The organism is Azospirillum formosense, from assembly GCF_040500525.1.
GTDB lineage: Bacteria > Pseudomonadota > Alphaproteobacteria > Azospirillales > Azospirillaceae > Azospirillum > Azospirillum formosense_A.
In genome coordinates, this window is sequence record NZ_CP159402.1 from 2506895 (window position 1) to 2521405 (window position 14511).

At 73.6% G+C, this 14511-nt stretch carries 11 protein-coding genes; 7 read left to right on the top strand and 4 right to left on the bottom strand.

Annotated elements, in window-relative coordinates; all coding sequences use genetic code 11:
- Positions 1–20: 20 nt before the first annotated feature.
- Entirely contained in the window at positions 21–833 is an 813-nt protein-coding gene (locus tag ABVN73_RS12000) for an endonuclease/exonuclease/phosphatase family protein (protein WP_051658011.1), read from the bottom strand.
- Positions 830–3199, bottom strand: coding sequence for a VTT domain-containing protein (locus ABVN73_RS12005; protein ID WP_353858182.1), 2370 nt, complete (start codon positions 3197–3199; stop codon positions 830–832). The genes ABVN73_RS12000 and ABVN73_RS12005 overlap by 4 nt, the downstream gene beginning before the upstream one ends.
- 272 nt (positions 3200–3471) lie before the next feature.
- Here ABVN73_RS12005 and ABVN73_RS12010 point away from each other — a divergent pair, with 272 nt between their 5' ends.
- From ABVN73_RS12010 to ABVN73_RS12030, 5 genes are all read left to right on the top strand, one after another.
- On the top strand, positions 3472–4182 hold the full coding sequence (locus tag ABVN73_RS12010; RefSeq protein ID WP_353858183.1) for an ABC transporter permease subunit: 711 nt from the start codon (positions 3472–3474) through the stop codon (positions 4180–4182).
- The gene (locus ABVN73_RS12015; protein WP_353858184.1) at positions 4182–4388 is read left to right on the top strand and encodes a hypothetical protein; all 207 of its coding nucleotides are present in this window, start codon (positions 4182–4184) and stop codon (positions 4386–4388) included. Before ABVN73_RS12010 ends, ABVN73_RS12015 begins: the two co-directional genes overlap by 1 nt.
- Positions 4352–4987: an ABC transporter permease subunit gene (locus ABVN73_RS12020; RefSeq protein ID WP_353858185.1), complete on the top strand. Its 636-nt coding sequence runs from the start codon at positions 4352–4354 to the stop codon at positions 4985–4987. The genes ABVN73_RS12015 and ABVN73_RS12020 overlap by 37 nt, the downstream gene beginning before the upstream one ends.
- A complete protein-coding gene (locus ABVN73_RS12025; RefSeq protein ID WP_353858186.1) occupies positions 4984–6675 on the top strand; it encodes an oligopeptide/dipeptide ABC transporter ATP-binding protein in 1692 nt (563 codons plus the stop codon). The genes ABVN73_RS12020 and ABVN73_RS12025 overlap by 4 nt, the downstream gene beginning before the upstream one ends.
- A gap of 186 nt (positions 6676–6861) precedes the next feature.
- Positions 6862–9162 (top strand): mechanosensitive ion channel domain-containing protein, encoded by a 2301-nt coding sequence (locus ABVN73_RS12030; protein ID WP_353858187.1) that lies wholly within the window; start codon positions 6862–6864, stop codon positions 9160–9162.
- A gap of 39 nt (positions 9163–9201) precedes the next feature.
- On the opposite strand, the gene ABVN73_RS12035 is transcribed toward ABVN73_RS12030, so the two are convergent.
- Together ABVN73_RS12035 and ABVN73_RS12040 are read right to left on the bottom strand one after the other, a co-directional pair.
- Positions 9202–11727: an FtsX-like permease family protein gene (locus ABVN73_RS12035; protein WP_353858188.1), complete on the bottom strand. Its 2526-nt coding sequence runs from the start codon at positions 11725–11727 to the stop codon at positions 9202–9204.
- A gap of 104 nt (positions 11728–11831) precedes the next feature.
- Complete coding sequence (locus tag ABVN73_RS12040) at positions 11832–12566, bottom strand: ABC transporter ATP-binding protein (RefSeq protein WP_353858189.1); 735 nt, start codon at positions 12564–12566, stop codon at positions 11832–11834.
- 145 nt (positions 12567–12711) lie between these two features.
- On the opposite strand from ABVN73_RS12040, the gene ABVN73_RS12045 reads away from it, so the two are divergent.
- Positions 12712–13320 carry an arylesterase gene (locus ABVN73_RS12045; RefSeq protein WP_353858190.1) on the top strand — a complete coding sequence of 203 codons (609 nt, stop codon included), beginning with the start codon at positions 12712–12714 and terminating at the stop codon, positions 13318–13320.
- Between the two features lie 5 nt (positions 13321–13325).
- Positions 13326–14501, top strand: coding sequence for an FIST N-terminal domain-containing protein (locus ABVN73_RS12050; RefSeq protein WP_353858191.1), 1176 nt, complete (start codon positions 13326–13328; stop codon positions 14499–14501).
- The last annotated feature ends 10 nt before the right edge of the window (positions 14502–14511 follow it).

Genomic DNA, 14511 nt, shown 5'->3' on the forward strand with positions numbered 1-14511 from the left:
TACCCGAGAGGGAAGATCGGCTATGGCACCGCCACGGTGGCGCGCACCGGCAGATGGTCGGACGCGCGGCGCGTCAGCACCGTGCGCACCACCTCGTAGGACGGGATGGTCAGCCCGTTGTTCACGTAGATGCGGTCGAGCCGCAGCGTGGGCATCCGCGCGTGGAAGCTGCGCGGGCTGGCCCAGTCGGGGAAGGCCTCGGCCAGCTTGCGCAGCCGGGGGGAGTTCGGCGCCCATTCGTTGAGGTCGCCCATGAACAGGGTCGGCAGGGCCGGCTGCTCCTCCAGCCGATCGACGATGGCGCCGACCTGCCGCGCCCGCTCCCACGGGTCGAGCCCGAGATGGGCGACGATGATGCGCACCGGCCGCCCCTCCACCTCGACGATCACGTCGATCCCGCCGCGCGGCTCCCGCCGGCCGACGCTGAGGTCGATGGGCTCGCATTTCAGGACCGGCAGCCGGGTCAGGATCGCGTTGCCGTAATGGGCGTGGGCGTTGTGCTTGGTCGGGCCGGCGTGGGCCTTCAGGCCGGTGGCGCGTTCCAGGAAGGCGAACTGGTCCAGCCCGGATTCGCCGCGGTGATGCCAGCCGACCTCCTGGAGCCCGACCAGATCGACGTCCAGCTCCTTGATGACCTCGGCGATGCGGTCCGGCGCGAAGCGCGCGTCCAGCCCGACGCAGCTGTGAATGTTCCAGGTCGCCACGCGCAGCGGCGCCATGCCCTCCGGCACCGGGCCGCTGCGGCTGTCGACACGGCGCTTGGGGCGGCGGACGCGGGCGGCGCGCAGCGCGGAGGCGATCCGCTGCACACGCTCTCGGCTGAATCGGATCACCGCTGTTGGTCTCCCTTCGCTGCTTCTCCAGTGGCCGGCCCGGCGGTCGGCCGTCGCGCCGCCAGGGCCCGCACCAGCCGGTTGCCGGCCCAGCCGAGCCCCAGCGCCGTCACCGCCGCCAGCCCCAGAAGAACCATGTCGGTGGGCGTCGGTTCCGTCAACACACGCTCAAGCTGGTGCCCGAGCAGGTTGAAGACAAGAATTCCCGGCGCCATCCCCAGGATCGTCCCGAACAGATAGTCGGCAAACCGGATGCGGGAAGCCCCGGCGACGAGGTTCACCACGGTGAAGGGCGCCACCGGCACCACCCGCAGCGCCGCCATGGCCAGCACGCCGCGCTCGCCCAGCGCGCCGCTGGCCCGCCGCACCACGGCGCCGCCGTAGCGCTCGATGGGGCGCCGGCCGGTGAGCCGCCCCACCCAGAACAGCGCCGCGGCGGAGGCCAGCACGCCGGCCAGCGCGGTCGGGAAGCCCATCCACGGCCCCAGCGCGATGGCGGTCGCCGCGATCAGCAGCAGCACCGGAAACAGCACGAAGCCCCCGGCCACATAGAGCAGGATCAGCCACAGCGGCCCGAAGGCCGACTCGCGCAGGCGCTCGAACGCCTCCAGCACGGTGTCCAGCGTCGCCCAGTCGCGCAGCGGCGTGTGGTTCCACAGACCCCAGACCCCGCCGACCACCGCCAGGATGACGCCCAGCGCCAGCCAGTGGTGGCGCCGCGGGATGCGCGACGGCAGGACGCGCCACACGATGTCCGCAGCACTCACCGGGCGTTCCGGGTCGAAGAGCATGGAGTCGGCGACGGCGGCGGCCAGCAGGCCGGGGTCGGCGTCCTCCAGCAACTCCAGCGTCCGCCCGCCGGGCCGGCTCAGCGCCTCCACCGTGCGGATGAGCGAGCCGGAGCGGCGCAATTCCGCCGCCACGCTGTCCGGCGCCACTCCCAGATGCTCGGCGATCAGGTCGTCGCGCACCCCGGCGATGGCCAGCCGGGCCTCGCGCCCTTCCGCCTTCCCCTGCGGCGCCTCCAGCGCCAGATCGCATTCGGTGTCCAGCCCCATCGACCGGTTGTTCAGGTTGGCCGAGCCGATGCGCAGGAGCCGGTCGTCCACCACCATCACCTTGGCGTGGATGGTGATGCCGACGCTGCCGGTCTTCGCGCTCTCCGTCCTGGCGACGTAGAAGCGGAAGCGCCCGTGCCGGTCGGCCTCGCGCAGCTCCTTCACCAGCCGGGCGCGGGCGCCGAGCATCACGGTGTTCTCCAGCCAGCTCGACGTGCGGGCGGAGTTGACGACCACCACCTCCGGCCCGTCCGGCTCGGCCAGCCGCGCCTTCAGCGCCTCGGCCACGGCGACCGAGGCGAAATACTGGCTCTCCAAGTAGATGAAGCGCTCGGCCGCGGCGATGGCGGCGGTGTAGAGCGCCTCGACCTCCCGCACCTCGGCGCGCCCGTTGTAGCCGGGTTCGGTGCGGGCGATGCCGACGGGCATGTTCCTGAGCAGCGGGACGAGCTGCTGCGGCCAGGGGTCGGGGCTGTCCGGCCCGGCCCGGCGCGCCTTCAGCCGCAGCCGCCGGGGGCGCTTGCCGTCGGCAAGGCCGCCGCCCCCGCCGGGAATGTCCATGGCGGGCGGCGACAGCACGCAGCCGGTGGCGCGGCGCCAGCGCTCGCGGAACAGGTCGCCCAGCGCGCGGGCGGCGTCGCCGTCCACCGCCATCATCAGGTCGTGGAAGGGCTCGTAGGGGGTGCCGTCCGGCTGGCGGCGCAGCGGCTCGTCGGCGCGGTGGGCGCGGGTGTCCCAGCGGTTGGCGGTGATGTCCAGGCCGCCGCAGAAGGCCAGCCGGTCGTCGATCACCAGCATCTTCTGATGGTGGCAGGCCCCGGCGGGGTGGTCGCCGTCCAGCCGGTACTGGAGCCGCGGATGGCTGAGCCAGCCGCGCAGGAACAGCGGCTGCGACCAGCGGGCGAGGTCGAACAGCTCCGCGAAGTCCCACTTCAGCACATGGATGGTCAGGTCCGGGCGGGTCGCGGCCAGCCAGTTCAGCAGGTTGCCCAGCTTGTCGGGGCGGCGCGGGTGGCGGGCCTGCGGGGTCAGCCGGATGCGCGCGTCGAAGTCCCAGGCGGTCAGGTAGATGCTGCGCCGCGCCTGCCGCATCGCCGCCTTGGCGAGCGCGAAGTAATCCTCGGCATCGACGATGACGCCGACCCGCTCCGCCCGCTCCACCCGCCAGCAGGTGCTGCCGGGCACCAGCAGCGGGTCCGCGGCCGCGCGGGAAAGCGCCTGGGTGAGCGTCGGGTCCGGCGGCGTGGGAAGGGACGGCTGGTCGGGCATGGGACGCGGCTGGACCGGGATTCCTGCGGGGGTCGGCATCGGGGTTTCACATATGGTGCGTCCGGGACGGGCTGCGACCGGCCAGGAAGGCGGATGCCCGAACAACACCGCAGCCGCCCAACCCTCCCCGCCCCCCGCCGAGAGGCGAAATTCCATTGCCCGACCGGCCGGGACCTGGGTACCGTCAGGAGGACTCCATTCGTGTCCGCCCCGCTCCCGTGCCCCATTCGTCATGACCCGCCTGTTGTGAGCCGCTTGTCCGCCTCCCGATTGACTCCGGTCGTCACGGCCGCCCGCTCCCGGCGGGGCCGATGCTGAGCCTCGCCCTGCGCCGGGTGCTCGCGGTGGTGCCGGCCCTGCTGGGCCTCGCGCTCGCCGCCGGCGTGGTGGCGGCGCTGGCCGGACCCGGCTGGGCGTCGGCGCTGGGCGCCGTGCTGGCCGCCCTGCCGGCGACGCTGGCGCTGGTCCTGCCGGCGCTGGCGCTGGGAACCGTGCTCGGCGCCCTGCTCGGCGTCATGGGTGGTGCGGGGGGTGCTGTCCTGGGCGGCCTGGGGCCGGCCATGCCGGGATTCCTGCTCGCCGCGGTCTTCGCCGCCACAGCCGCGACGGCGCCGGTCCTGCTGGCCCTCGCCGCCCTCGCCCTGCCCGCCGCCGCCCAGGCCGCGGCGCTCGCCGGCCGGGCGCGGGCCGGCGCGGAGGACACGGTTCTGCTGGCGGCGCGGGGGCGCGGGGTCGACGGCCCCGCCCTGCTGTGGCGGCTCGCCCTGCCGCTGGGTCTGTCGGCGGCGGCGGGCGGCCTGCGCAGCGCCGTGGCCGGAACGGTGACCGGCGCCGTGGCGGTGGAGAGCCTGTCCGGGACCGGCCTCTCCGGCGCCGGGCGGCTGTTCGTCGAGGCGGCGCTGGCCGGGGACACCGGCATGGCCGTCGCGGCGCTCGCCGGGCTGTTCGCCCTCGCCCTGCTGCTGAACGCCCTCGGCGGCGCGCTGCATGGCCGGCTCGACCCGCGCGCCCGGATGGCCTGATGCACGGACCCGCCGGCACCGAGTCCCGCACCGACCCGCACTGGCGCGACGGCCCCTGGCAGAAGGCCGGGCAGCGGCTGACCGCGCACCGGCCCGCCGCCGTGGGTCTGGCCGTTCTCGCGGCGCTGATGCTGGCGGTCGCGGCCGGCCTCGTTGCCGGGGGGGCCCGGTGGGGGCGGCGCTCGCCGCCGGGCATCAGAGCCTGACCTTCGCGCTGCTCGCCGGGCTTGGCGGGGCCGCCCTCGGCCTGCTCTGGGCCGCCACAGCGGTTGCCCTGGGCGAGCGGGCGGAGCGGGCGATGATGGCGCCCGCCATCGCCCTGGCCGGCCTGCCCCTGGCGCTGGCCCTGCCGCTGGCCGGCGGGCTGCTGGGCCCGGAACGCGGGCTGGCGCCGATGGCCGTGATGACGGCCCTGATCGCCGCCCCGGCGGTGGCCGCCATCGCGCGGGACGAGCTGCGCGCCCTGCTGCGGCGAGAGTTCCTGAGCGCCGTCCAGGCCGCCGGAATACCCAATGGGCGCCGGCTGCGCCGCCACATCCTGCCCAACGCGGTCCTGCCGCTCGCCGCGGCGGCCTGGACGGCCCTTCCCCGCGCCCTGATGGCGGAAAGCCTCGCCAGCCTGCTCGGCCTCGGCCTGCCCGACGGTGTGACCGGCTGGGGGACCGCCATCGGCGCGGCGGCGCGGTCGGGCGACGGCACCGCGCTGGCCGGGCCGGCGCTGCTTCTGGCGCTGACCCTGTGGGCGCTGCACGGGGTCGGCGACGGGATGCGGCTGGCCTTCGCCACGGCCGGGGGGCGCCGGTGAGCGGATCGGGAGAGAGTGCGCCGCTGCGGGTGGAGGGGCTGTCCCTGCTGACCGGCCGCGACATCCTGCTCGACCGGCTGAGCTTCGCCGTCGAGTCCGGGGCGGTGCTGGCCCTGTCGGGCGGCGCCGGGGCGGGCAAGACGCTGCTGCTGCGCGCGCTGGCCGGGCTGGCCCCGAAGGGCGTCACGGTGCTGGGGGACATCCACATCCGGGGGCGGCGTATCCTGGTGACCCAGGACGGCGCCCTGGACCCGCTGCGCACGCTCGGCGCCCAGTTTGTGGATCTGCTAGCCCGCCAGTCGGGACTGGACGAGCGCACCGCCCTGCGCCGCGCCGCCGAGGCGCTGGAGCGCTTCCAGGTGCCCGCCGCGGCGCGCCAGCTGGCGCTCCACCCGCACGAGCTGGGCGAGGCGCTGCGCTGGCGCGCCGCGCTGGCGCTGGCCATGGCGGCGGAGCCGGCGCTGCTGCTCGCCGACGCCCCCGCCGCCGCGCTCGACCCCACCCAGCGCGCCCGCCTGCTGGGCGATCTCGCCGCCTGGACGCGGGAGACGGGAACGGCGCTGCTGCTGGCCGGACGCCCCCAGGGCGACCCGGCCCGCTCCGGTCTGGCCGACCGCCGGCTGTGTCTTGCCCGAGGCCGCCTGGAGGCGCCGGCGGAGGGCCCCGCCCCCGCCCCGCCCCCGGCGGAGCCGGCGCCCTCCGGCCCGCCCGTTCTGTCGGTGCGCGACCTGCGCGTCGCCTTTCCGCTGGGGCGGGGCTGGCGCGGCGAGGAGCGCTGGCTGACCGTCGTGGACGGCCTGTCCATCGAGCTGGCCGAGGGCGAGACGCTGGCCCTGCTCGGCGAGACGGGCAGCGGCAAGTCGGTGCTGGCCCGCGCCATCCTGCGGCTGGTGCCGCCGGTCGGCGGGCGGGTGTCCTGGCTCGGCACCGACCTCGCCGCCGCCCCGCCGGAGGCGATGCGCCGGGCGCGGCGGGATCTGCAAATCCTCTTCCCCGATCCGCTGGCCGCCTTCGACCCGCTGATGACCATCGGCGCGCAGTTCGCCGAGACGCTGGAGTCGCTGCGGCCCGCCCCATCCGCCGCCAACCACGCCGCGCGGCTGGCCGAGGCGCTGGAGGAGGTCGGGTTGCCCGCCGCGGTCCTCGACCTCTATCCGGGTTCGCTCCTTCCGGCGGAGGCGGCGCGCGCCGGGCTGGCCCACGCCCTGCTGCCGGAGCCGCGCCTTCTGGTCTGCGACGAGCCGGCGGCGGCGCTCGACGGGGCGGAGCGGGCCGATTTCCTCGCCCTGCTGCAGGCGATCCGCCGCCGCCGCCGGCTGGCCCTGCTCTACGCCACCCAGGACGCGGCGGAGGGCCTGCGGATCGCGCGGCGGGCGCTGGTGCTCCTGCTCGGCCGGATCGTCGAGTCGGCGGACAGCGCGGTGCTGGCGGCCGGGGCGCGCCACCCCTACAGCCGCGCGCTGATCGCGGCGGCCGGCTTGGCTCGCCCGGCGTTGCACGGCGATCCGCCGTCCCCCCTGCGCCCGCCGACCGGCTGCGCCCTGCGGCTGCGCTGCCCGCTCGCCCATGACGGCTGCGCCCAGGTCCCGCCATCGCTCGACCCCGTGGCGCCCGGCCACCGAGTCGCCTGCCATGTCGCGCAGGACGAGGCTCAAGACGGCGCTCAGGTTGGCGCAAAAGCCCCCTAACCCTCCCGCCGGAGCCCGGCGGCGCCTTGGGCGCGGCCGCAATTCCGTCCCAAAAAGGTCTGAAACTGCGCGGGTTGGCAAGGAGGCGGGCACGGGATAACGTCCCCGGCCTTCACGCCCGCATTGCTGAAATCACGAAAAAGGACAGGGATGCTTCGCGCACGCACCCGGTGGACGGCCCCCTGCATGGGCGCACTCGCCGTCCTTCTGCTGCTTCTCGCCGGCTTCGCCGCGCCGTCGCTGGCCGCCGGCCCCGTTCCGGGCGCCGCCATGCCGGCCCCCGCCGCCGCGGCCCCGGCGGAACCCGCCGCCTCGCCCGATCCGACGCCCGAGCAGATGCAGGCGATGATCACGACGCTGGAGGACCCGGCGGCCCGCGCCCGGCTGGTCGAGCAGCTGAAGGCGCTGGTCGCCGCGCAGAAGGGGCTGGAGCAGGCCAAGGCCGAGGAGGCCCCGGCGGCCAGCACCCTGCCCGAGACCATCGGGGCCAGCGCCCTGTCCTTCCTGGCCGAGCGCATGGACGTGCTGAGCCGCCAGCTCGTCCAGGTCGGCAACGTGTTCAAGGAGCTGCCCGGCGCCATCGAGTGGGCGAACCGGCAGATGGTCGACCAGTCCGCCCGCGACCGCTGGGTGCAGATCGCCATCCAACTGACGATGATCCTGACCGCCGGGCTGGCGATCGGGCGCTTCGTCGGCTGGCTGCTCGCCCGCCCGCGCAACGCGCTGGCCGCCCGCCGGGGCACGACGGCGCTGGTGCGCCTGCCGCTGCTGCTCGGCCGGGCGCTGCTGGAGCTGGCGCCCATCGCCGCCTTCATCGTCGTCGGCTACGCCATCCTGTCGGTCAGCGAGCCGGGGCCGCGCGTCCGGCTGGTCGCGCTGGCCGTCATCAACGCCACCGTCATCCTGCAGATCCTGCTGGTCGCCGCCCGCATCCTGATCTCCCCCTTCGCGCCCTCCCTGCGGCTGGTGCGGATGGGCGACGCCAACGCGCTGCGCCTCTACCGCTGGGTCCGCCGGCTGGCCGCGGTCGGCGTCTACGGCTATTTCCTGGCCGAGGGCGCCTATGTGCTGGGCCTGCCGCTCGGCGCCTACGGCGCGCTGCTGAAGCTGCTGGGGCTGGCGATCGCCGGCATGCTGATCGCGCTGATCCTGCAGAACCGCCGCATCGTCGCCGACTGGATGCACGGCAACCCGCTGTCGGGCGACGGCGACCCGGCGGCCACCGCGGAGCGCGAGTCGGAGGGCCAGGGCGCCGTCCTGCGCTCCGCCCGCCGCCGCTTCGCCGACGTCTGGCACGTCCTGGCGATCATCTATGTCGTGGTGACCTTCGGCGTCTGGGTGCTGAACGTCTATGGCGGGTTCGAGTATCTGGCCCGCGCCACCGGCATCACCATCCTGGTCGCGGTGATCGCCCGGCTGCTGGTCAACGGCATCAACCGCGGCCTGCGCCGCGGCCTGCGCATGGTCCCGGAAAGCCAGGGCGCCCTGCCGCCGCTGAAGGACCGCGCGTCCCTCTACCTGCCCTTCCTGCACCGGGCGGTGAAGACGGTGATCTGGGTCGGTGCCGCGATGATGATCCTCTACGGTTGGGGCTTCGACACGCTGGCCTGGACGGACACCCGGCTCGGCCAGCGCATCCTGCGCAGCACGGTGACCATCGGCCTCCTGTTCGTCGGCTCCGTCATCGCCTGGGAGGTGGTGAGCGCGATGATCGAGCGCTTCCTCGCCTCCACCGACCGCAACGGCACGCGGATCGAGCGCAGCGCGCGGGTGCGCACCCTGCTGCCGCTGCTGCGCAACGCCTTCCTGATCGTCCTGGTCACCATGGTGTCGCTGATCACCCTGTCGGAACTGGGCGTCAACATCGCGCCGCTGCTGGCCGGTGCCGGTGTGGTCGGTCTGGCCGTCGGCTTCGGATCGCAGACCCTGGTCAAGGACATCATCACCGGCCTGTTCATCCTGTTCGAGGACAGCATCTCCATCGGCGACGTGGTGGACGTCGGCGGCGGCCATTCCGGCTCGGTGGAGGCCATCTCCATCCGCTCGATCCGGCTGCGCGACGGCTCGGGCGCCATCCACACCGTGCCCTTCAACTCGGTCAGCACCGTCAAGAACATGTCGAAGGACTTCTCCTACGCCCTGTTCGAGGTGCGCGTCGCCTACCGCGAGGACCCCGACCGCGTGATCGAGCTGTTGAAGGACATCGGCGCCAGCCTGCAATCCGACACCCAGTTCGCGCCCGACATCATGGGGCCGCTGGAGGTGATGGGCCTGGACAAGTTCCAGCCCGACTCGACCCAGCTCATCACCGCGCGCTTCAAGACCCGCCCGACCAAGCAGTGGGGCGTGTCGCGCGAGTTCAACCGTCGCATGAAGAAGCGTTTCGACGAGCTGGGGGTGGAGGTGCCGACCGGCTCCATGCAGCTCATCGTCGGGGGCAATCACCCCGACCGCGCCCTGGCCGAGGCGCTCAGCCAGGGTTCGTGACGCGCGCGATGCCGGCGGTCAATCCAGTGACCGCCGGCATCAATCGTTGCGCAGCAGCGGGGCGGAGGGCTGGCCGAGCGCCCGCCACGTCCCGAGGAAGCCGAAGGCCAGCGTGATCGCGGTGCTGAGCAGCGCCGTGGTCAGCACCGCCGACGGCAGGAACGTCCAGTCCCAGCGCATCAGGAAGGTCATCACCGCCCAGGCGGTGATGGTGCCGATGACCCCGGCGATGGCCGCGGTCAGGATGCCCAGCAGCCCGTATTCCAGCAGGAACGCCTTCAGCACGTCGGCCCGGGTGGCGCCCAGCACCTTCAGCACCACGGCGTCGTAGACCCGGCGGCGGTGCCCGGCGGCGACCGCGCCGGCCAGCACCAGCGTGCCGGCGGCCAGCGTGATGCCCGCGGTGATGCGCACCGCCATGCCGATGTGGCCCAGCATGGTGCCCACCGTGTCCAGCGCGTCCTTCACCCGCACCAGCGTCACGTTGGGGAAGCGCTGCAGGACGGAGCGCTGCACCTCCGGCTCCGCCTGCGGCGTGCTGCGGACGGTGGCGATCCAGGTCTGCGGCGCGCGCTCCAGCGTGCCCGGCGCGAAGACCATCGTGAAGTTGATGGCGAGCGTCGAGAAGTCGGCGGCGCGGACGTTGGCGACCTTCGCCTTGATGGTGCGGCCCAGGATGTTGACGCCCAGCGTGGCGCCGGGGCCGATGCCGAAGGCGTTCGCCACGTTCTGGTGGATCGAGATCAGCGGCGCGCCCTTGTAGTCCTCCGGCCACCAGGAGCCGGCGACGATCTCCGAATGCTCGGGCAGCTTGGCGGAGTAGGTCACGCCGCGGTCGCCGGACAGCACCCAGGACTGCTCGGGGTTGATCAACGCCTTTTCCGCCGGCTGGCCGTTCACCGTCTCGATCCGCCCCCGCAAGGACGGCACCGCCTCGAACCCGCTGGTGCCCGGCAGGGCGGCGAGCGTCTGCTTCAGAGGCTCGAACTGGTCGGGCTGGATGTCCACGAAGAAGAAGCTGGGCGCGTCCTTGGGGATCGTCTCGTTGACCCGGCGGGAGAAGTTGCCCTCGATCAGCGCGATGGCGACCAAGACGGTCAGGCCGAGGCCGAGCGACAGGACCACCGCCCCGGTCGGGTTGCCCGGCCGGTGCAGGTTGGCGAGCGCCAGCCGCAGCCCCGGACGGCGCGGCCGCCCCGCCGCCGCGGCCCCGCGCACCACCAGCCACGCCGCCACGCGGAAGGCGAGGAAGGTGGCGATGGAGCCGCCGACGAACCAGGCGGCGAACATTTTGTTGTGGGCGGTGGCAACGGCGAGCCCGGCCAGCGCCGCAACGGTCAGCGCCATCGCCGCCAGATAGACGGCGCGCGGACGGCCGCCGGCGGGGGCGACCACGTCGCGGAACTGCGCCGCCGCCGGCACCTCCCGCGCGCGGCCCAGCGGCCACAGCGAGAAGGTCAGCGCGGTCAGCAGGCCGTAGAGCGCGGCCAGCGCCAGGGCGCCGGGGTAGACGCCGATCCGCGTGGGCACCGGCAGCACCTGATCGAGCAGCGACCCCAGCCCCAGCGGCGTCACGGCGCCGAGCAGCAGCCCCAGCAGGATGCCCAGCCCCGACAAGGCAAGGATCTGCAGCAGATAGACCTGGAAGACCAGATCGCCGGGCGCGCCCAGGCATTTCAGCGTGGCGATGGTGCGGGCGCGCGAATCGAGATGGCTGCGCACCGCGTTGCCCACCCCGACCCCGCCGACCAGCAGGGCGGTCAGCCCGACCAGAGTCAGGAACAGCGTCATGCGGTCGATGAAGCGCTCGATCTGCGGGGAGGCGTTGGTGAAGTCGCGGACCCGCCAGCCGGCGTCGGGGAAGCGCGCCGTCAGCGCCGTCTGCCACGCCGCCACGTCGGTGCCCGGCGGCAGGGCCAGCTTGGCGGTCCAATAGACGATGCTGCCGGGCTGGAGCAGGCCGGTGCCCTCCAGCGACGGCAGGGCGATCATCACCCGCGGGCCCAGCGAGAAGGCGCCGTTGGAGGCGCGGTCCGGCTCCCGCGTCAGGACGCCCCGCACGGCGAATTCCCCCTCGCCCAGCCGCAGCGTGTCGCCGGTCTTCAGCCCCAGCCGGTCGAGCAGCCCGTCCTCGACCAGAGCGCCCCAGCGTCCGTCGCGGTTGGCCAAAGCCCTGTGCAGGTCACCCTCCGGCGCCAGAGCGACGGAGCCGTAGAGCGGGTAAACGCCGTCCACCGCCTTCAGCTCCACCAGCGTGGACCGCTCGTCGTCGGCGGAGCGGGCCATGGCGCGCATGTCCACCGATTGCGACAGGCGCCCGGCCTGTTCCAGCCAGGCGCGCTGCTCGTCGGTCGGCGGCGCGTAGATCTGCCGCAGCGCGACGTCGCCGCCCAGGATCGCCCGCCCGTCCGCCTGCAGGCCCGACAGCACGCCGCCGGACACCGAGTTGACCGCGGCGATGGCCGCGACGCCCAGCGTCAGGCAGGCCAGGAAGATGCGGAACCCCTTCAGCCCCCCGCGCAGCTCGCGGCGGGCCAGACGGAAGGCGAGGGCGAGGTTGGTCATGGCGGCGTCCGGTGGGGGTGTGGATTGGCGGTGGGGAATGGTCGCGTCGGGCCCCCACCCAACCCTCCCCCGCTTTCGCAGGGGAAAGGATTCTTAAAAAGCGCTCAGTCCCCCGCCACGCGGACGCGCTCGGCGCGGGCGGCCATGCCGTCGTCGACGATGCGTCCGTCGGTCAGGCGCACGGTGCGGTCGCAGCGGTCGGCCAGGGACGGGTCGTGGGTGATCAGCACCAGCGTCGTGCCCCGCCGCTCGGCGAGGTCGAACAGCAGCTCCACGATGGTGGCGCCGGTGCCGATGTCGAGGTTGCCGGTCGGCTCGTCGGCCAGGAGCAGCGACGGCTCGGCGACGAAGGCGCGGGCCAGGGCGACGCGCTGCTGCTCGCCACCGGAGAGCTGGCCCGGATAGTGGCTCAGCCGGTGGCCCAGCCCGACCGCCTCCAGCCCGGAGCGCGCGCGGTCGAAGGCGTCGGCGGCCCCGGCGAACTCCAGGGGGATGGCGACATTCTCCAGCGCGGTCATCGTCGGCACGAGGTGGAAAGCCTGGAAGACGATCCCCACATGGTCGCGGCGGAAGCGCGCAAGCCCGTCCTCGTCCAGCCGGCCCAGATCCTGTCCGGCGACGCGCACGGTCCCGCCCGTGGGACGTTCCAGCCCGGCCATGACCATCATCATGGTCGATTTGCCGGAGCCCGACGGGCCGACCACGCCGACCCGTTCACCGGGCTGGATGCGGAGATTCAAGCCTCTCAGGATGTTGACGGGTCCGGCCGCGCTGTCCAATCTCAGATGCACCTCGTCGAGATCGACGATGGCAGAGGCAACGGAATCGGGTCGGGACATTGGCATGCGTCTCTGGAACGGGCGGGGGAACGGGCGGGAAAACCTCACGCCATATGGCATGGTGCGCCGCCATTTCAACACGGCCCTCCTTCGCTCGGGGCTGGCCGCTCTCGCCGTCGTTGCGGGGCTTGGCGGGGGACTCGGCATGACCGCGCCCGCGCTCGCCCAGAGCGGTGCGGCGAAGGGCCCCTACACCCTGCTGGCGCTCGGCGACAGCCTGACCGCCGGCTACGGCCTCCCCGAAGCCCAGGCCTTCACCGTGCAGTTGCAGGCGGCGTTGCGGGCGAAGGGCTACGACGTGACCGTCGTCAACGCCGGCGTGTCGGGCGACACCACGGCGGGCGGCCTGTCGCGGCTCGACTGGGCGCTGGCCGACAAGCCGGACGCCGTGCTGGTGGAACTGGGGGCGAACGATATGCTGCGCGGGCTCGACCCCGCTGCGGCGCGCGCCAACCTCGACGCCATCCTCAAGCGGCTGACCGGCGAGAAGTTGCCCGTGCTGCTGGCCGGCATGTACGCGTCGCCCAGCCTGGGCCGCGCGTACGGGGACCGCTTCAACGCCATTTACCCCGATCTGGCAAAGGCGTACGACGTACAGCTCTACCCGTTCTTCCTGGACGGCGTGGCGGCGGACGCCGCGCTGAACCAGCCCGACGGCATCCATCCCAACGCGGCCGGCGTGAAGGTGATTGTGGAGCGCATCACGCCCCACGTCGCCCGCCTTCTGGACGGCATCGCCAAGAGCGGAGACTAACACCCATGGCGACCCCGGCCGGCGGCAGCGCCACCACCGACACCCTCTTCAAGGCCGCATCGGCCACCGGCACCGAATGGGGCGCCGTCGTCAAGGCGTGCCTGGACGAGCTGGGGGCGGTGGAGGGCTGCAACCTCGGCTTCCTCTACATCACCGACGCTCTGGCCGAGCACGCGACGAGCATGGTCACGCTGCTGCGCGGCGTCACCGGCATCCGCGACTGGGTGGGCACCGTCGGCATCGGCGTCTGCGCCAACGACGAGGAGATCTTCGACAAGCCGGGCATCGCCGTGATGGTGGCCCGCCTGCCGCCGGAGGGCTTCCGCCTGTTCCCGGTGGTGTCGGGCGACATGGAGCCGCTGCGCCGCATGGCCGGCGGCTGGCTGGACAAGCACGGCGCCATGCTGGCTCTCGCCCACGCCGACCCGCGCCACCAGGATCTGGCCGGGCTGGTCGTTTCGCTGGCGGAATCGACCGGGGCCTTCCTGGTCGGCGGCCTGTCGGCCTCGCGGTCGGAGTTCCCGCAATTCACCATTCCCGGCAACACCGCCACGATGGTCGGCGGGCCGGTGGCCGACGGCGGCGTGTCGGGCGTGCTGTTCGCGCCGCAGGTGCCGGTCGCCACCGGCCTCAGCCAGGGCTGCACGCCCATCGGCCCGGTGCGCACCATCACCGCGGCGGAGGACAACATCGTCCTGGAGATCGACGGGCGCCCGGCGCTGGACGTCTTCAAGGAGGACATCGGCGAGCTGCTGGCCCGCGATCTCAAGCGGGTGTCCGGCTACATCTTCGCCGGCCTGCCCATCGCCGGCAGCGACACGGCGGATTATCTGGTCCGCGACCTGATCGCCATCGACCCGCGCGCCGGCTGGATCGCCGTCGCCCACCATGTGCAGAGCGGCCAGCCCATCCTGTTCACCCGCCGCGACCAGCAGAGCGCCGAGGCCGACATGCGCCGCATGCTGGCCAACCTGCGCAAGCGCGTGAAGACCACCCCGAAGGGCGCGCTCTACGTCAGCTGCATCGCCCGCGGCCCCAGCCTGTTCGGCGAGGGCAGCCAGGAGCTGGCGCTGATCCGCGAGACCTTCGGCGACATCCCGCTGGCCGGATTCTTCGCCAGCGGCGAGATCTCCAACGCCCGCCTGTACGGATACACGGGCGTGCTCACCCTGTTCCTTTAAGGACCACAAC